The sequence below is a fragment of the Capnocytophaga sputigena genome, assembly GCF_900446695.1.
GTDB classification, from domain to species: Bacteria; Bacteroidota; Bacteroidia; order Flavobacteriales; family Flavobacteriaceae; genus Capnocytophaga; species Capnocytophaga sputigena.
Map to the genome: position 1 here is coordinate 390,947 of NZ_UAVP01000011.1, position 19,136 is coordinate 410,082.

20 protein-coding genes are annotated in these 19,136 nt (G+C 37.7%); 7 read left to right on the forward strand and 13 right to left on the reverse strand.

What is annotated here, in order from left to right; genetic code table 11:
• The first annotated feature begins 42 nt into the window (after positions 1–42).
• The 7 genes from DR017_RS13830 to DR017_RS13860 all read left to right on the forward strand — a co-directional run bounded on the left by DR017_RS13830 (position 43) and on the right by DR017_RS13860 (position 7,725).
• On the forward strand, positions 43–642 hold the full coding sequence (locus DR017_RS13830) for a 50S ribosomal protein L25/general stress protein Ctc (RefSeq protein ID WP_002678801.1): 600 nt from the start codon (positions 43–45) through the stop codon (positions 640–642).
• A gap of 167 nt (positions 643–809) precedes the next feature.
• Complete coding sequence (locus tag DR017_RS13835) at positions 810–1,331, forward strand: NUDIX hydrolase (protein ID WP_002678754.1); 522 nt, start codon at positions 810–812, stop codon at positions 1,329–1,331.
• On the forward strand, positions 1,328–2,296 hold the full coding sequence (locus DR017_RS13840) for a polyprenyl synthetase family protein (RefSeq protein ID WP_002678654.1): 969 nt from the start codon (positions 1,328–1,330) through the stop codon (positions 2,294–2,296). Before DR017_RS13835 ends, DR017_RS13840 begins: the two co-directional genes overlap by 4 nt.
• 63 nt (positions 2,297–2,359) lie before the next feature.
• Positions 2,360–4,762: an efflux RND transporter permease subunit gene (locus tag DR017_RS13845; protein ID WP_002678764.1), complete on the forward strand. Its 2,403-nt coding sequence runs from the start codon at positions 2,360–2,362 to the stop codon at positions 4,760–4,762.
• Between the two features lie 94 nt (positions 4,763–4,856).
• Positions 4,857–6,131, forward strand: a complete 1,275-nt coding sequence (locus DR017_RS13850; RefSeq protein WP_002678906.1) for an NAD(P)/FAD-dependent oxidoreductase — start codon at positions 4,857–4,859, stop codon at positions 6,129–6,131.
• 39 nt (positions 6,132–6,170) lie between these two features.
• Entirely contained in the window at positions 6,171–7,253 is a 1,083-nt protein-coding gene (locus tag DR017_RS13855; protein WP_002678743.1) for a methylmalonyl-CoA mutase family protein, read from the forward strand.
• Positions 7,237–7,725 carry a hypothetical protein gene (locus DR017_RS13860; protein WP_002678724.1) on the forward strand — a complete coding sequence of 163 codons (489 nt, stop codon included), beginning with the start codon at positions 7,237–7,239 and terminating at the stop codon, positions 7,723–7,725. Before DR017_RS13855 ends, DR017_RS13860 begins: the two co-directional genes overlap by 17 nt.
• Here the strand turns inward: DR017_RS13860 and DR017_RS13865 are convergent.
• The 13 genes from DR017_RS13865 to DR017_RS13925 all read right to left on the reverse strand — a co-directional run bounded on the left by DR017_RS13865 (position 7,720) and on the right by DR017_RS13925 (position 19,065).
• Positions 7,720–9,354, reverse strand: a complete 1,635-nt coding sequence (locus DR017_RS13865; protein ID WP_002678858.1) for an AMP-binding protein — start codon at positions 9,352–9,354, stop codon at positions 7,720–7,722. The genes DR017_RS13860 and DR017_RS13865 overlap by 6 nt on opposite strands.
• A gap of 12 nt (positions 9,355–9,366) precedes the next feature.
• A complete protein-coding gene (gene trmD / locus DR017_RS13870) occupies positions 9,367–10,041 on the reverse strand; it encodes a tRNA (guanosine(37)-N1)-methyltransferase TrmD (protein WP_002678674.1) in 675 nt (224 codons plus the stop codon).
• Between the two features lie 4 nt (positions 10,042–10,045).
• A complete protein-coding gene (locus DR017_RS13875) occupies positions 10,046–10,684 on the reverse strand; it encodes a hypothetical protein (RefSeq protein ID WP_002678912.1) in 639 nt (212 codons plus the stop codon).
• 13 nt (positions 10,685–10,697) lie between these two features.
• The gene (locus DR017_RS13880) at positions 10,698–11,300 is read right to left on the reverse strand and encodes a thioredoxin family protein (RefSeq protein ID WP_002678643.1); all 603 of its coding nucleotides are present in this window, start codon (positions 11,298–11,300) and stop codon (positions 10,698–10,700) included.
• A gap of 24 nt (positions 11,301–11,324) precedes the next feature.
• Positions 11,325–12,557 (reverse strand): ATP-dependent Clp protease ATP-binding subunit ClpX, encoded by a 1,233-nt coding sequence (gene clpX / locus DR017_RS13885; protein ID WP_002678811.1) that lies wholly within the window; start codon positions 12,555–12,557, stop codon positions 11,325–11,327.
• Positions 12,557–13,216 (reverse strand): ATP-dependent Clp endopeptidase proteolytic subunit ClpP, encoded by a 660-nt coding sequence (clpP, locus tag DR017_RS13890; protein ID WP_002678897.1) that lies wholly within the window; start codon positions 13,214–13,216, stop codon positions 12,557–12,559. Before clpP ends, clpX begins: the two co-directional genes overlap by 1 nt.
• Before the next feature lie 48 nt (positions 13,217–13,264).
• On the reverse strand, positions 13,265–13,903 hold the full coding sequence (locus DR017_RS13895; protein WP_002678744.1) for a hypothetical protein: 639 nt from the start codon (positions 13,901–13,903) through the stop codon (positions 13,265–13,267).
• Positions 13,904–14,000: 97 nt separating this feature from the next.
• Positions 14,001–15,329 (reverse strand): trigger factor, encoded by a 1,329-nt coding sequence (gene tig / locus DR017_RS13900; protein WP_002678878.1) that lies wholly within the window; start codon positions 15,327–15,329, stop codon positions 14,001–14,003.
• A gap of 101 nt (positions 15,330–15,430) precedes the next feature.
• Positions 15,431–16,060: a trimeric intracellular cation channel family protein gene (locus DR017_RS13905; RefSeq protein WP_002678899.1), complete on the reverse strand. Its 630-nt coding sequence runs from the start codon at positions 16,058–16,060 to the stop codon at positions 15,431–15,433.
• Position 16,061: 1 nt separating this feature from the next.
• Entirely contained in the window at positions 16,062–16,715 is a 654-nt protein-coding gene (locus tag DR017_RS13910) for a hypothetical protein (protein WP_002678699.1), read from the reverse strand.
• On the reverse strand, positions 16,712–17,338 hold the full coding sequence (locus DR017_RS13915) for a hypothetical protein (protein ID WP_040361040.1): 627 nt from the start codon (positions 17,336–17,338) through the stop codon (positions 16,712–16,714). The genes DR017_RS13910 and DR017_RS13915 overlap by 4 nt, the downstream gene beginning before the upstream one ends.
• A 35-nt stretch (positions 17,339–17,373) precedes the next feature.
• Positions 17,374–18,681, reverse strand: a complete 1,308-nt coding sequence (gene mtaB / locus DR017_RS13920; RefSeq protein WP_002678758.1) for a tRNA (N(6)-L-threonylcarbamoyladenosine(37)-C(2))-methylthiotransferase MtaB — start codon at positions 18,679–18,681, stop codon at positions 17,374–17,376.
• Positions 18,682–18,702: 21 nt separating this feature from the next.
• Positions 18,703–19,065 (reverse strand): hypothetical protein, encoded by a 363-nt coding sequence (locus DR017_RS13925; RefSeq protein WP_040361042.1) that lies wholly within the window; start codon positions 19,063–19,065, stop codon positions 18,703–18,705.
• Between the last annotated feature and the right edge of the window lie 71 nt (positions 19,066–19,136).

Below are 19,136 nucleotides of genomic sequence, written 5' to 3' on the forward strand. Positions count from 1 at the left end.
GATTAGCTAAAAATAAGTAACTTAATAACTATATATAAATAAATGAAATCAATTACAATCAAAGGATCTCAAAGAGAAAGCGTGGGCAAAGCAGCTAGCAAAGCCTTACGTAATGCTGGACAGGTTCCTTGCGTACTATACGGAGGAGACAATGTTCTGCATTTTTCAGCACCTGAATTAGCATTCAAAAACATCGTGTACACTCCTAATGTATACACCGCTGCGATTGAATTAAATGGTAAAACTTACGATGCCATTCTACAAGACATTCAGTTTGACCCTGTAACTGATAAAATCATCCACATCGATTTCTATCAGTTGAACAAGAACAAAGAAATTACTATTGAAGTACCTATCCAAATCGAAGGAACTTCTCCTGGTATTATGGCTGGTGGTACTTTGCGTATTGTTAACCGCAAACTCAAAGTAAAAGCACTTCCTGATAACTTGCCTGACTTCGTTCCTGTAAACATTTCAGGTTTGGAAATGGGTAACAAATTATATGTTACTAAATTGGCTCAAGAAAACTACAAAATTATGCACCCAGATAACACTGTAGTTTGCCAAATAAGAGTATCTCGTGCTGCAATGAAAGCTGCTCAAGACGCTGCCAAAGCTGAAAAAGCTGCTAAAAAGAAATAATATTTAGTAAATAGATTTTCTTACAGAAAGAGGCTGTCTAAAAAGTTTAGTTTTAACTTTTTTAGACAGTCTCTTTCATATTAATTCAACTAAAAAAGAAATTTTATAGTGAGTATAATACTTTTTTCACTATATTTGTCGCCTGATTTTATACATTACTATTTTTTATGGAAAGTATTTTTAAACATTGTCCTAATTGTACTTCTACTCATATAGAGTTTCCTAACAACGTACGCTTTCTCTGCCACGATTGTGGTTTTACCTATTTTCATAATATTGCTGCTGCTGTAGCTGTAGTATTTCGCCATCAAGATAAAATACTCTTTACAGTGCGCAATATGGATCCCGATAAAGGCAAACTAGACCTCCCAGGAGGATTTATCGACCCCGAGGAAACTGCTCAAGAAGCTGCTTGCCGTGAAGTAAAAGAAGAAATGGGAATGATTATAAAGCCTGAACAATTGCGATTTATCACTACTTTTCCTAACAACTATCTGTACAAAAACGTACCTTACCGCACTATGGATATTTTCTTTGAGTGCAAATTAGCTGAAGAACAAGTACACATTGTTGCCCCCGACGAAATCAAAGCCTTAGAATGGTTCAAACTTCAAGAAATACCTGAAGAAAAAATAGGTTTTGTGTCGGTGAGAACAGTAATCCAACAATTAAAAAAATCTGCCCTATGAAAACAGTAGAACAATACAGAGAAGCCTTCTTAGACCATCTCAACTCTAAACTTTTTGTAAAAGAACCCCGCAATTTGTATGAACCTATGCGTTACATTTTGCAATTGGGAGGCAAACGATTGCGCCCCATTCTCACTCTCATAGCAACCGATCTTTTTGATGCTGATTACCACAAAGCTCTTAATGCAGCTATGGCTATAGAAATGTTCCATAATTTTTCCCTCGTTCACGATGATATTATGGACAAGGCTTCTTTACGACGTGGAGAGACTACTGTACACAAAAAATGGAACACTAATATTGCTATCCTCTCTGGCGATGCAATGCTGGTTAAAGCCTATCAATTATTAGACGACTATCCTTCTGATGTTTTTTCTCTTCTTACTAAAATACTTTCACGTACTGCTTTAAAAGTATGTGAAGGACAACAATGGGATATGGATTTTGAAACTCAAACCGAAGTAAGTATCCCCGATTATTTACAGATGATACGTTACAAAACAGCTGTACTAATAGGGGCTGCTTTACAAATGGGGGTTATCATAGCTAATGCTTCTCCTGAAAATCAAATGCCAATCTATACTTTTGGCGAAGAATTAGGTTTAGCATTCCAACTGCAAGATGACTATTTAGACGCTTTTGGCGATGAGTCTTTTGGCAAACGTATAGGTGGTGATATCATCGAAAATAAGAAGACAATCCTTTATCTAACTGCCTTAAAATTAGCCGATGAACAACAGCGAAAAACACTGTTACAACACTACGCTACTACCGAAGATAGTCAGCAGAAAATCAACACAGTAAAAGCATTATTCGAAGCCACTGGTGCAACTACAGCTGTACGCCAAGAAATAGAGCATACTACCCGTAGAGCTCTCAGTACACTTTCCGAGCTTACCATCAGTGATGAAAAACGTCATTATCTAAAAGAATTTGCTCTAAAGCTAATGGATAGAAAGGTGTAACTTAAATTTGCTAATTGGCAAATTATTCTTATTTTTGCGCGCTAATTTAAAGAAGAGACCCAAATGTTTAAATGGATAAAAGCCAGTTTTTGGAGTACCATAGCTGGCTTAATATTGCGCAACCGAATTGCTTTTCTACTACTCATAATTGCTATCACTGGGGGGTTAGTTTCTCAGTGGAAAAACGTTCGCTTTACCTTCACCGAGGCGAATATGCTCCCTGATGATCACCTCGTGAATATGGAGTACAAACACTTCCTCAAAAAGTTTGGCGAAGAAGGTAACTTGATATTAATGGCGTTAGACGATAAAAAAATCTATACGCCTGAGGTGCTCAACAAATGGATTGCTCTTAGTAATGAATTAAAGCAATTTAAGCAAATAGATGCTGTTATCTGTATTAATAATCTGCCTATTTTGGTAAAGGATACAGCTCAGCAACGCTTTGTTACTCATAAATTCATTGAAGGAGAAGTAAAAACTCAAGCGCAAGCTGATAGTCTCCAGCAAATACTCTCCGAAAAATTGCCTTTCTACGAAGGTCTTATCTACAACAAGAAAAATAACACCTTGCAAACAGCCGTGTATATGAACAAGAAAATTGTCAATACACAAGCTCGCAAGGATTTTATCCTCAACGATTTCATTCCTATTGTCAAAAAATTTGAACAGCAAACTGGACTCAAAGTGCACACTTCGGGTATGCCTTATATTCGTACCCTTAGCGCTCAAAATATAATGGATGAGATAGGGCTATTTATCTTGGCTGCCTTACTTTCTACCTCAGCCATTTTCTTTTTCTTCTTCCGTTCGTTCAGAGCAATGTTTATCTCTATGAGCGTTGTATCTATTGCGGTAATGTGGGTATTTGGATTTTTGGGGCTTTTCGGTTACGAAATTACTATTCTCACAGGATTGATTCCACCGTTAGTGATTGTAATTGGCATCCCTAACTGTGTGTTTCTCATCAATAAATATCAGCAAGAAATTAGTAAACACGGCAACCAAGCCAAGTCGCTTATTAGGGTTATCCGTAATGTGGGGAATGTAACCCTGCTCACCAATCTCACTACTGCTATCGGTTTTGCTACCTTCATTTTTACTGAAAGTACTTTGCTCAAGCAGTTTGGGGTGATTGCTTCTATCAATGTAGTATCTATTTTCTTCATCTCACTATTAGTTATCCCCATTATTTATAGCTATATGAGTATTCCTAAGGAAAAACACCTTAGGCATTTGCACCGCAACTGGATTGGCGGACTCATCAAATTCATTGAAAATACAGTTAAACACCATCGCATTGCGGTATTTACAAGCGCTATTGCGTTGCTTATTCTCAGTATCATAGGCATTTACAAAATTAAAATTTCAGGGAGTCTCATTGAAGATATGCCTAAATCAGCTGCTTTCTTTGATGATATTGGCTTCTTTGAGAAAAATTATGGAGGGATTATGCCTTTGGAAATCACCATTAATACTAAACAAAAAAATGGCGTTACTAAATTAGCTAACCTCAAACGCATTGATGAACTCTGCACTCATATTGAGGAAATCCCTGAAATATCAAAACCTCTATCCTTAGTAAACTTAGTAAAATACGCCAAACAAGCCTATTACAACGGCAACCCTAAATATTACAGTTTACCTACTACTCAAGAGCAAAATTTCATTCTTTCGTATGTAAAGAACTCTAAAGGCAATGCCAATATGCTTTCTGCTTATATAGATTCTTTAGGGCAAACAGCACGTATCACTACCTTTATGAAGGATATTGGTACTGAAAAGATGCAACAAATAGAGGAAAACATCTACACCAAAGCCCAAAAGCTCTTCCCTAGTGATCGTTTTGATGTAAAAATAACAGGAAAAGCCTATTTATTTACCAAAGGAACAAGCTATTTGGCTACCAACCTGATTTGGTCATTAGCCTTAGCCATTTTGCTCATTGCACTCATTATGGCGTATATGTTCCGTTCATTCAAAATGATAGTAGTTTCGCTCATTCCTAACCTATTACCGCTACTCATCACCGCAGGACTGATGGGCTATTTTGGTATTCCGCTCAAGCCTTCTACTATCCTTGTGTTCAGTATTGCCTTTGGTATTTCGGTAGATGATACCATTCACTTCTTGGCTAAATACCGCTTGGAATTGGTAGCGCGCAATTGGAAGATTAGCAAATCAGTATATGCTGCTTTGCGCGAAACAGGGGTAAGTATGTTCTACACTTCTATTGTACTACTCTGCGGTTTCTCAGTATTTTTGCTCTCCAGCTTTGGGGGTACCAAAGCCCTCGGCGGACTCATATCGGCTACTTTGCTCTTTGCAATGATGACCAACTTATTGCTCTTACCAAGTTTACTTTTGTCGTTAGAACGCAGCTTGTCTAACAAAGAAACTATCAAAGAGCCCAAAATTGAGATTTTCCCAAAAGAAGAAGAAGAAGAAGAAAACAGCGAAAAGTAAAAAATCAGTTTAATATTTAATAATCAAAATAATAAAAAGAAACAACAATTAGTCTTTACCAAATTGGCAAATTGACTAATTAGCAATAATCATTATGGAAAACAAAAAACATATTGTGATTGTAGGCGGTGGTTTTGCTGGCTTAGAGTTAGTAAAAGAACTAAACCGCTCTGGAAAATATAAAATTACCTTGGTGGATATGAATAACTACAACTTCTTTCCACCCTTATTATACCAATTGGCAGCAGGATTTATGGAGCCTTCATCCATTTCTTACCCTTTCCGTCGCTTATTCCGAAAGTATAAAAACGCACGTTTTAGGATGGCTACTTTGCAAGAAGTCGTTCCTTCAGAAAACAAAATTATTTTGAGCAATGGCGAATTGCAGTACGACATATTAGTAATGGCTACGGGAGCAGAATCTAACTTCTTTGGCAACAAGAATGTAGAAGAAAAAGCTATGCCTATGAAAACCGTAGGTGATGCTTTGATGCTCCGCAACTTAGTATACACCCGCTTAGAGCGTGCTACCCGTACTCAAGATAAAGAATTACGCCGCAAATTGCTCTCTTTTGCCATTGCAGGAGCAGGACCTACTGGAGTAGAACTTTCAGGTATTTTTGCTGAAATGAAACAGAACATTATGCGCAAAGATTACCCTGAACTCACTTATGATGATTTAGGCGACATCTACCTCATCGACGGACAAGATACTGTACTTGCCCCAATGAGTAAAAAAGCGCAAGAATATACCGAAAAATCTTTGCTTAAAAAAGGGGTAAAACTCAAATTAGGAGTACTCGTAACCGATTTTGTAAATGACGAAGTACACCTTTCGGACGGCACTATACTCGATGCGCGCAACCTGATATGGGCAGCAGGAATTTCGGCTAAAGCCTTTAAAGGAATTGACGATAAACAATACTTAGGTCGCGGACGACGTATGAAAACTGATGCTTATAACAAAATGGAGGGCTTTGATAACATCTATGCAGTAGGCGACTCAAGCATTATGACTGCCGACCCCAACTTCCCTGAAGGTCACCCACAGCTTGCGCAAGTAGCCATACAACAAGCAAACAACTTAGGAAAGAACTTCAATAAAGATTTTGTAAACCCTACCCCTTTCAGTTATGTAGATAAAGGTTCAATGGCAATCATTGGTCGCAACCAAGCCGTTGCCGATTTGCCTAAGAATATCTTCCTCAAAGGCTTTATCGCGTGGGCTATATGGGCATTTATACACATTATGTCACTGGTAAACTTCCGTAACAAAATGAGAGCTTTGTACAACTGGGTAGGTTATTATATCAGTAAAGACCAATCATATCGTATGGTGTTGCGCCCCAACGAAAAAGCAAAAGGATAGAGCGACAGACAATAGGTGTTAGGTAATAGATAAATAGGAATGGATATCGTTGCAAAACAATGGAAACAACAATTGCAATATCTGCTGGAGGGAAGAGACTACGAGTCGCTTATATTCACTTCAGCAGAAGATATTCCTATTTTGCCTTTTTACACTGCTGAAAATATAAAAAGTCCTTATGCTATCAACACTAAAACGCAAGTAGCTGTCCCTCTTTTCATATCTGATAAAGAAGCAACACTCAAGCGTATCGCTTTTTGGCAAGACCAATCGGTATCTTTCTTTTTGTTGGATATACATCCTAAATTTACTCAAAAAGAAGTAGAAGAATGGCTACCTGCAAACTTGCAGTATTTATTTACTAACTCATTTGCTATTAACACTACAATTTACCAAAAAGCAGGCGCCTCGATGGTGCAACAAATTGCCTTTGGGGTAGCCCAAATCAAAGAAAATCCTCACACTGCTGATGTACTCAATGTAAAAGTAGCAGTAGGAGGCACTTTTTTATTAGAAATAGCTAAATTGCGTGCTTTTCGCCGGTTACTAAGTGAGCAAGCCCCTACCCTACCCCTTTGCCTTATCGCTGAAGTATCAAGTAGAGGTTTATCGCTACTGAAATCATCGTACAACGAAAACTATGTACAATTAGCTTATGAAGCTGCCGTGTTAGGAGGTGCTGATTATCTACTGCCTAAAAATCCTCTTTTCTTTAAAAATAACAATCTAAATACTGAAAAAGCGAATGTAGCAACCATTCAAAACATCACAGCTACACGCAACGCTACTCTGCTTAATGGGATGTATGCTATAGAAAGTCTCAGTTATGAAATGTACAAAAAAGCCCTTGTGATGCTAGACCAGATTACAAAAAAGGGCGGACTTTCTGCTATCACAAAAAACTTTAGCTTGATAAAGGACATAAAACAGAAATCACAACGAGAGCAAGCACTTTTTAATGAGCAGTGCGCTTCTTTACCTCCCATAGATTTATACAGCCGTAAAGATTGGGATTTCTATCCTTTTAGCAAAAAAAAATCATCTGAAGTATTAGAGCTCAAACGCTTGTGGGAACCTTTTGAAAAACGCTTAAAACAAGAAGACTATGACAGAAACGCATAATGCCATAGCTGGCGTGCCACCTTATGAACGCGGATTTCACGCAATGGGGTATTTAAAAGAAGTGCCCCCTTTGCGCATTATCACCGATGAACTAATGGTTGTTAGTACTTTTGAAGAACTACCTCAAGTACTTACTTGTGAAGAAACATACACTTATATTCCTGCTTCCCTTCTTTTAGAAAACAGTACTCAACAAGATTTTATCAGAGAGTTACCTTTTAACGACAAACTGCGCATTTTAGTAGATAGTCCTGCGAATAGCTTTGAAATGATTGTACTCCTCCGCCAATTGCGTGCTATTGCCAAAATACCTATCAGCTGCTGGGTACATTCTATCACTGATTATCTCTACGCCCTCATTGCCCAAGCCGATGATTTGATTACCAAAAATAAAGAGTTGGCTTTACCAGAAAACCAACTCTTGATAGCAAATAGTTTAGTTACAAAAACTATTGATCCTTTTTATCTATAATTCTTCTTCGGTATCTAAACCAAGTTCTCTTGCGGATATTTCACGCATTTCCACCTTGCGTATTTTACCCGAGATAGTCATTGGAAATTCCTCGACAAACTTCCAATAACGAGGTACTTTATAGTGGGCAATACGACCTTTACAGAAATCGTGGAGTTCTTGTTCAGTGAGGGTTACTCCTTCTTTAGTTTTGATCCAAGCCATTACTTCTTCACCGTATTTCTTGCTTGGTACTCCAATAACTTGAGCATCCATCACCCCTTCATACGTGTAGAGGAAGTCCTCTATTTCTTTAGGAGAAATGTTCTCACCTCCGCGAATAATCAAATCTTTGATACGACCTGAAATGTGGATATAACCATCTTCATCCATCATCGCCAAATCACCTGAGTGCATCCAGCGTTGTTCATCTATTACCTGTTGTGTAGCCTGCGGACTATTCCAATACTTCAACATCACTGAATAGCCACGTGTACAGAGTTCTCCACTTTCTCCACGTTTTACAATTGCTTTAGTCTCAGGATTGATAATTTTAATCTCCAAATGGTCGTGGATAGTACCCACTGAGTGAATTTGTTTCTCGAAAGGTGCTCCTATTTTGGTTTGTGTAGATACAGGAGAGGTTTCGGTCATACCATAACATATCGTGATTTCGTGCATATTCATTTGCTCTTTCACGCGTTTCATAATCTCTGGAGGACACAAAGCTCCTGCCATTACACCTGTGCGCAAACTCGACAAATCGTAAGGATGTTTGTCTAATATATAGAGTTCTGAAATGAACATTGTTGGCACTCCATAAAGCGATGTACACTTTTCCTTTTCTACCGCTTCAAGAGTTTTGGTAGCATCAAAACTATCGTTAGGGATTACCATTGTAGCCCCGTGAACTGTGCAAGCGAGATTTCCGATTACCATCCCAAAACAATGGTAAAAAGGCACTGGAATACACACCCTATCCTTCTCGGTATAATTCATACGGATACCAATAAAATAGGCATTATTGAGGATATTGTGATGGGAAAGAGTAACTCCTTTGGGGTTGCCTGTAGTACCTGAAGTATACTGTATATTTACAGGATCGTCGAACTGTACTTTTTCTTCAAAAGAAAGTAATTTCTCGTCTGTAACTTTTTTACCATTCTCTAAGAAACGCTCCCAGCTATCTCCCCAATAGACTTCTTTTCTAAGGGTTTCAGTAAATTCACGCGCATCATCAATCATTTTTTTATAGTTACTACTCTTAAACTCAGGAGCTGCAAAAATAAATGATATTCCTGATTGGTTGATTACATAAATCAGTTCACTGGTACGATAAGCAGGATTGATATTCACCATTATCACGCCTATTTTGGCAGTAGCATATTGCAAGAGTGTCCACTCATAGCAGTTAGGAGACCAAATACCTACTCTATCACTTGGCTTTGCACCTAAAGCAATGAGCCCTTTGGCTACTGCTGTTACTTGCTCATAAAATTCAGTGTAAGTAACTCTATAGTTTTGATGTACGGAGATAAGCGCCTCTTTATGAGGAAATTTTTCTACTGTTCGGCGGAGGTTCTGGTCGATTGTTTCTCCTAAAAGAGAGACATCAGAAGCTCCATAAGTGTAAGCTAAGTTTTTATTCATAAGGATTATTTTTTACTCCAACAAATCAGGGCGTTTGGCTTTAGTGTGTTTATAAGCCATATCTTCACGCCATTGTTCTATTTTAGGTGTATTACCGCTGGTGAGGATTTCGGGTACTTCCCAACCTTTGTAGTTAGCTGGACGCGTATAGACTGGAGGTGCTAACAAATTGTCTTGAAACGAATCAGTAAGGGCTGAAGTTTCATCGGAGAGAACACCAGGGATGAGACGAATAATTGCATCGCAGAGCACAGCTGCCCCTAATTCTCCCCCTGAAAGCACATAGTCGCCTATGGAGATTTCTTTAGTGATAAAATGGTCGCGCACACGCTGGTCTACCCCTTTGAAGTGCCCACATAAAATAATAATATTTTCAGCTAACGAAAGCTGATTAGCCATCTTTTGTTGGAGTGTATCGCCATCGGGGGTGAGGAATATTACCTCGTCATAATCTCTTTCAGCTTTTAAGGCTGAAATACACTTATCAATAGGTTCTATCATCAACACCATTCCTGCTCCTCCACCAAACTGATAATCATCTACTTGACGATAAGCATTATTAGCATAGTCGTGAAGATTGTGGAAATGCACTTCCACTAATTGTTTATCAATAGCACGCTTCATAATAGAGTAGGCAAAGGGGCTCTCCATTATTTCGGGGACTACTGATATGATATCAATACGCATCGGTTTAACGGTGTTTATTTATTTCGTCTTGCAACTGGCGACGCACTTTTTGTTCACGCTCAATAGCTGCTTTGCGATAGTTTTCGTATTCTTCTTGTAATTCAGCTAAGTCACTGATAGATTTTTTAGTAACTACATTTCCGTTAGCATATCTATAGATATAGAAAATGAGTAACACCGCCAAAACTAACACTATTCCCCACATAATAGTATTATACAGACCTTTGGAAAGCAAAGCACCAAAGAAGTTCATACTATCTTTTTGGTTTTTAGTTTCATCAAGTGTTGTTTGTAGCTCTGTGATATTATCGTTGAGGGTTTTGATAGTATTTTCGTGTGTTTTTACTGTTTGCTTTTCTGCTTCAAGTCGAGACTTCACACTGTTGATACTATCATTCATACTGCGTTGAAAAACAGCCAATTTAGTTTTATCAATCAGTTTAAATCTCTCGTAAGAGTTCGACTTATCGACCATATACTGAAACTGTTCAGATAGTGTAGTAGGGATTTTTTCCTCTTGTACTACTTCTATAGAAGTCGTTTGAGTTGTAGAACGCGTAGTAGTGCGTGTAGAAGTTCCTTCTTGGGCTGTAGCTGAAAAGAAAGACAATGCAGCTATTGCAACAAAAGTAAGTTTTTTCATATTAAAATTATTATTATATAGTTTCTAAAATCTTCTTGAAATCATCTACAATGGTAGCACCTTTATCTTGGTTGTACCATCTTTGTAGTTCTTCTTTGAACTCAGGAGAAAGTTTGCCATTTTTAGCTTTTTCTTCTTCTACCATTTTGGTAGCCACTGACGGACGAGAGCCCCAATGTGCCAACACCTTATCCTCTAAGTCTAAGAACACTACTATTGGAATTGCCTTACCACCATTGGTTAGGAAAAGATTCATCAACTCTTCATTTTCATCTCTAAAAACGAGTTTCATAGTGATTTTAGGGTTGAGTTCAGCTATTTTATGCACTACGGGTACAATTTGAGCTGCATCACCACACCAACTTTCGGTAATCACCAACAAGCAAACGCTTTTAGGGTAGTTTATAAAGAATTGCGCCTTTTCTTCGGGTATTTCTATCGTTTTATCCAAACGTTTATAGCGTTTTTGGTTGAGCGCTGTGTAATACACACGTTCTTCAGTCTGTTCTTCTCCACTTGACTTACCTTCGGCTTCATACTTATCTATTAGATTGCGATAGGTCTCGTAGGAAACAGCTTTTAGTAGACTATTGCGGATGATTTGTGTTTTTTCCATTGTTATTTAGGTAAGAGTTAAGAGTTAGGAAGCAATTTGCAAAGTTGATTTATTGAGTTTTTCTTCAGCGTACTCTTTAGTAACTTTCAGTTCTTTGACACCTGAGTTAGGGAGCTCAAACATTGCATCGGTGAGGATATTCTCACATAGTGAACGCAATCCACGAGCACCGAGTTTATACTCTAAGGCTTTTTCGACAATAAAATCGAGAGCTTCTTCAGTTATATCAAAATTGATACCATCCATTTCAAAGAGTTTTTTGTACTGCTTGATAATGGCATTCTTAGGTTCGGTGAGAATCATACGTAACGTGTGCTTATCCAATGGGTTCATATAAGTAAGCACTGGCAAACGACCTATAATTTCGGGGATTAAACCAAAATCTTTTAAGTCTTTTGGTATGATATACTGTACCAAATTTTTCCTATCTACTTGTGTATTTTTGGACGAATTGTAACCCACAGATTGCATATTGAGGCGTTTAGAAATCACGCGTTCAATACCATCAAAAGCTCCTCCTGCTATGAACAAAATATGTTCGGTATTTACCTCTATATATTTTTGATCGGGGTGTTTGCGTCCACCTTTAGGAGGTACGTTCACCACAGATCCTTCAAGAAGTTTAAGCAGCGCTTGTTGCACTCCTTCACCTGATACATCACGAGTGATAGAAGGGTTGTCGCTCTTACGGGCAATCTTGTCGATTTCGTCTATAAACACAATACCTCTTTCAGCTTTTTCCACATCATAGTCGGCTGCTTGTAAGAGGCGTGTGAGGATACTTTCCACATCTTCACCCACGTAGCCAGCTTCAGTAAGCACTGTAGCATCTACAATAGCGATAGGCACATTGAGCATTTTGGCAATAGTACGGGCTACCAAGGTTTTACCAGTACCTGTTTCACCTACCATTATCACGTTGCTCTTTTGGATTTCTACCTCATCATCGGCATTGGGTTGTTGCAGACGTTTGTAGTGGTTATATACCGCTACAGAGAGTATTTTTTTAGTAAAATCCTGACCTATCACATATTGGTCGAGGAATTGTTTAATTTCTTGAGGTGTTTTGAGAGTCATATCACCTGATACGGTCTCTTTTTCTTTTTGAGCTTTAGCTCCAAATGCTTCTTCTATAATGATATTGGCTTGTTCTACACAATAGTTGCATATATTACCAGCCATACCGCGTATAAGCATCTCGGTTTCGGGTTCTGCACGACCGCAGAATGAACAATATTCTACTTGTTTTTTAGCCATTATTTTCTTTCTAATACTTCGTCTATCATACCATACTCTTTAGCTTCGTGAGCTATCATCCAATAGTCACGCTCAGAATCTTTATACACCTTAGCAAAAGGTTGTTTAGAGTGTTTGGCTATGATTTCATAAAGTTCATTTTTAAGTTTCAACATTTCTTTGAGATTGATTTCCATATCGCTGGCTACCCCTTGTGCTCCTCCTGAAGGTTGGTGTATCATCACACGAGAGTGTGGCAATGCTGAGCGTTTGCCTTCAGCGCCTGCACATAGTAATACGGCAGCCATTGAGGCAGCGATACCTGTACAGATAGTAGCTACATCGGGTTTGATAAACTGCATAGTGTCGTACATACCCAATCCTGCATATACGCTACCACCAGGAGAATTGATATAGATTTGGATATCTTTGGCACTATCCACGCTTTCCAAGAAAAGCAATTGAGCGGTAACGATATTCGCTACTTGATCGTTTACATCAGTGCCAAGGAAGATGATTCTGTCCATCATCAAGCGGGAGAAAACATCCATTTGAGCTACGTTTAGCTGGCGTTCTTCCATAATATAGGGAGTCATACTACCTACAATTTTATCGTAGTAAAGGCTATTTACTCCGTGCTGTTTAATTGCGTATTTTTTAAATTCGTCTGATAAATTCATTTGTTTAGTTATTAGTTGTTAGTTTGTTAGCCATTAGTATTGTGATAATTAAGATTTATAATCCACTAATGCTTTTTCTACAATATTGATAAGTTCCTCTGGGGTCATCAGAGTATTGAGATAGTCTTCCAAAGAACCCATATTATCTATTTCTCCAAAAAATACCTCGTGATCGGTACCAAAAAGGGTGGGATTTTCAGGATTGGGGTCACTTAAGGCTATGTATATATGGTCAGGATAGCCAGAGGTATAAAACAATTGTATAAGATCAGGAGTCTCGTCGCCTGTAACTTCAACGATTTCTGTAAGATCTGTAAATTCATCATCAGAAAAATCATCATACCACTCTTCATAATCCTCAGTACCTTCTTTGAAGGGGGTAAAGAGACGCGCTGTCCAAAAGTGTTGTCCGTAAGGTTTTTCCGTAAGTTGATAAAACTCAGCAATCATTTGATCATAGAAAGCCTTTTTATCAGTTTGGTAAAGTTTAATATTAGCGTCTACCCATTCACCTAATCCATAAATAGGTTCTTTTTCATCGGCTTTTGCCCAAGGAGTATCCTGAGGCTTGGGATAAAGCACTGTATTGAAGGTAATAGCTAATAGGTCATCGGCTAATGAAGTACCTTTTACCTTGCTAATATCACCTCCAAGAGCTTGTATTCGGTTGAGAATTTCTTGTTTCATCTTTTAATAAATGTAGTCCAAAATTGCTAAATTAAGATACAAAATAGTATTTATCATTAGCAATTTTGGACTGGTTTATAGTATTTTGTAAAAATTACTATTCAGGGAAAGCTACTTTTACAAACTCATCAAAAGTTACTTTTTTAACTTCTGTTTTAACATTTTCTTTGTAGAAGTCGATGAGTTTTTTAAATACTAATTGTTGCTGAATACGTTGTACTTCTTCACGGTTTTGCAATACGCGATCAACGATACCATCTACATAGCTATCGTCATCAGTAGGCATACCATATTGCGCTAATTGACCTTTGATATAATCACGAGCAAAATCTTTCAACTCTTCGAACTTAGGATGTAAGTTATTTTCCTCCAATACTTTACCTTCTATAAGCTGGTAGCGCAAACCTTTTTCTGAACGGCTGTACTCTTCCTCAGCTTCTTGTTCAGTAAGTTCTTTTTCACCTGCTGTACGTAACCATTTTTTAAGGAAAGTTTCAGGGAGGTCAAATTTAGTATTATCTACTAAATAATCGGTAACTGTGTTGAGGAAATGCTGGTCGGCTTGCTCGTTGTATTGGTGTTGAGCGCCTTCTTTTATTTTGTCACGCAATTGTTGCTCAGTAGTTACACTTCCATCAGGGAAGAGTTTGTCGAACAATTCTTGATCTAAAGCAGCACCTTGACGTTCGTTTACCTCTTCCAAAGTGAAAGTAACTTCCACCTCCAAGTGGTGAGCCTCATCGTGAGATACTTTGAGGTAGTGCATTAGACTATGAACATCTTTGAACAAACCTTTAGTTTGCAATTGGAATTGGTCTCCTATTTTTTTACCGATGAACTCTTTGCGTGCAGCATCACTAAGTTCTTCTAAAGTGAAAGTAGCTTGAGAATCGATAGATTTTTCTTCGTTGAAGAAAGTACCTGTAATTTCAAGGCTATCATCATTGATTACTTCACCTTTAGCAACGAGTTTACCAAATTGTTTTTGGATACGTTCTACTTGTTTATCGATTTGGTCATCGGCTACTTCTATTTCATAGCGAACTATAGCTTTTTTAGGTTTTAAATTCACTTCGATAGTAGGAGTTAAGCCAATTTCGAACTCAAAAGTAAAATCGTCGGCATCTATGTTGATATCTTGTTTTTCTTTAGGTAGTGGATTACCCAAGATATTGAGTTTTTCGTCGTTTATATATTTATACAACGAGTCTTGCAACACACGGTTGATCTCGTCGAACTTCACAGCTTTACCGTACTGTCTTTTAATCATTCCCGCAGGCACGTGACCTTTTCTAAATCCAGGGATAGAAGCGGTTTTTCTGTAATCGTTTAGTACTTTCTCTACTTTATCGGCGTAGTCGTTTTTTTCAATTGCTATCTTAATGACAGCATTTAAAGCATCTACTTGCTCTCTGTTAATATTCATTTTTAAAAATATTTAATCTAAAATTTCAATTTGCAAAGGTAGTACAAAATGTTTATATACACAAGGTTTTATGTATTTTTTTAGAAATTAGGAATTAGGAATTAGAATTTTGGCAATTCCCAATGATATTTCACCGAGAGCAATCGGACAGAAATCACTACTATTATAGTGATGAACACTACTAAATTATGATTGACGAAATCATCAATAAGAAAATAGACTGTACCTCCTGCAATACAAGCAGTTGCATAAATTTCTTTATGAAAGAGGGCTGGCAATTTGTTAGCTAATATATCTCGTATCACTCCTCCAAAACTACCCGTCATTGTACCTAAAATAATAGCGATGGTAGGCGATAAGCCAAAACGCAGGGCTTTTTCTATACCAATGATAGTAAAAACCCCCAGCCCAATGGTATCAAACAACATTAGCGATTTGCTCCAGTGTTCTGAGAACTGTTTTTTAAAGAGAATAGTAATCACTACACTAATGACAATCATCAATATATAAGTGAGGTTATTCATCCAAAATACGGGTACACTACCTATCATAATATCGCGGAGAGTCCCCCCTCCTACCCCTGTTACAAAGGCTAAGATGAGCATTCCAAAGATATCCATACGGCGTTCTAAGCCTACTAATACACCAGAAACGCCAAAGACAGCCGTTCCGATTAAATCCCAGAGATAAATCTGGTCGATTTGTGATAAAAATTGAATCAAATCATCCATTTTAATGCCAAATTTGAGTAAGTTTCCAAGTGTTTCCTATAGGAATAAAGACGAGTGTCATTGATTTTTCAGTATTTTCACACAACACACTATCAGGATAATAACTAAAGTTATATGTTTGCAATTCGTTGAACTCATCGGTAAGGAGTTCTTCTTCGGTAAGAAGTACACTGCCATCTTTCTGCCTCAATAAGCGCAAGAGAGGTTCAGCTAAGTGTTGTTGTCTGAAAGCTATATCTGTAATGAATTGTTTAAAAAAAGCGGGAAATTGTTTCTGTTGAGTTATTGCTTGTTTCGTTTGTTTTTCGATTTCGGCATAAGGCAATAGAGTCCCTTTTTTTTGTTCCCAAAACACTTGTTTACAATCATCTTTTGGCACTGCAAAAGTATAGAGATGCACATCGGTATACGACAATTTGTTAAGCAATCGCAAACGATAATAGGTTTTGTTATCTCTTTGTATACTATCCTGCACCCAATAAGTAGGATTATTTCCTATAAGTGTTTCTAATTGCTTTATTTTAGCTTTTACTTCTGCTAATTCGGCAACTGTTTGCTTTGCTGTTTCGGCATTGCAAGATTTTTTGAAGCTAATCACAGAGTTATTGCAGGAAAAAAGCAGTAGAGATAGGGTAATTGTTAAAAGGATTTTCATCTTTCAGATATTACTTTTACTTTATAATCCAACTTATCTACATCTATATTTTCAGGAATTATAGGCAAAGTATCCATCTTTTCAAAAAACAATTCATAGCCACACTTACTCTCAAAAATATCAGGTTCATTTACATCTAAGAAGCCTAATACTTTTACCCCGTAATTACCTGCTGGAATATCAAATCTATCTCCTGTGTCTCCATTTAATTCTACACCTTCTACAGCGAGTTGAGGATTTAGGCTCTTTTCATTAGCAAAATCGGAATAATTACTTTCGTAATCCCAACTCATTATCATAAAGATATCTTCCACAGCTAATCTTCCGCTTTTTACTTGTAGAGGTAATGAGACTTCATTTTTGAAAACTACCCATTCGGTAGGAATTTCACTTTTGGCAGTTGTGTTTATGAGTATTTCATAATCAAAAGGCTCTATATTATAGATAGGTAGTAATATTCCTCGTTGGATACTTTCCTCACCTATAGTAGGATTATTGATGAAATATTTCAGTAAATCGTCATCTTCTATACCTTTTTCGAGTAGGAACTCTTGTAGTACTACTGGATCGAAGAGTACAAACCCAGGGAATTCTAACATTAATTCTGTTTTATAGTGTACCATTGTTGTTTTATTATTTCTAATTTTCTTTGTTCTACTTATACAAACTCAAAGCGCACCATTCCGTCTACATCTATTTTGGTAAGTTTTACTTTGTGGAGGGTATTCACTAAAGCAGGATCCCAAGGAGCTTTTACCTTTACATAATTCTCAGTAAACCCGTGAATATATCCCTGCTTGTTGTCGCTCTCGAAAAGGACTGTTTTTTCTTTACCTAACTGACTCTCATAAAAAGCATTGCGTTTCTTAACTGACAATCCGCGTAACATTTTGCTGCGTTTAGCACGTACGGCATCAGGGACTACCCCCTCCATAAGTACAGCTTCAGTATTGTCACGCTCGGAATAAGTAAATACGTGCAAGTAAGAAATATCTAATTCGTTTAGAAAATGATAGGTTTCTAAGAAATGTTCATCAGTTTCGCCAGGGAAACCTACAATCACATCTACCCCGATGCAAGCATCAGGCATCACTTCACGTATTTTAGCTACCCTACTTACATAGAGTTCACGCAAATAGCGGCGTTTCATCTTTTTGAGGATTTCGTTACTTCCACTCTGTAATGGGATATGAAAGTGAGGTACAAAACTTTTAGACTGTGCTATGAAGTCGATAGTTTCATCTTTGATAAGATTGGGTTCAATAGAGGAAATGCGCAGGCGTTCGATACCTTCGACCTTATCAAGAGCCTGCACTAATTCTAAAAAGGTGTGTTCGTGTTTTTTATTACCAAATTCACCTTTGCCGTAATCGCCTATATTCACCCCCGTAAGCACTATTTCTTTGATACCTTTATCAGATATTTTTTTAGCGTTGCTCAATATATTTTCGATGGTATCACTTCGTGAAATACCACGTGCCATTGGGATAGTACAATAAGTGCATTTGTAGTCGCAACCATCTTGCACTTTAAGGAAAGCCCTTGTGCGGTCGCCAATGGAGTAGCTTCCGACATAGAAATCGGTTTCGGAAATTTCGCAGGAGTGTACGATACCTTCGTTGTTTTTGGTGAGGTCATCAATATATTGAGTGATATTGAACTTTTCTTTGGCACCTAATACCAAGTCCACCCCGTCTACTGAAGCGAGTTCTTCTGGTTTTAATTGAGCATAACAACCTACTGCCGCCAAGAATGCCTTAGGGTTTGTTTTCAGTGCTTTGCGTACAATTTGTTTAAATTGTTTATCTGCGTTTTCGGTAACTGAGCAGGTGTTAATCACATATATATCGGCAGGGTCATCGAAATCAACACGAATATAGCCATCCTCTTCAAAGCTACGTGCGATAGTAGAGGTTTCGGCAAAGTTGAGTTTACAACCCAAAGTATAGAATGCTACTTTTTTCATTTAGTTGTTAGCGTTTAGTCATTAGTTGTTAGAAAAAAAGTCTCTATCCAAAAAGTATTGGACGATGGCTTTTTTCATCAATATAGTTTGTTCTCCAGGTTTGAGAGCTGGTAGCTCTTGTACTAAACTATAATGAGGCCAACCATCAGGGTCAGTAAATTCATATTTATAATAACCAAAGGGTTCTAAGAGTTTGCAAATAGCAATGTGCATTAGGTCTACTTTTTCATCTTTGGCATAAGGGCGACCTATTTGTCCGAGTTCTTGAACTCCAATGAGGTAGATGATACCATCGACATTTAGAGTTTCACCCTCTGTAAAAGTATCGGAGAGGCGTTGTACAATTTCCTCCCAACGGGCTTTTAGCAGCTCGTGTTCCGTCATAATAAAAATCATTTTGGGGGCAAAAATACAAAATAATTACGAATTACGAATTACGAAATACAAATTATGAA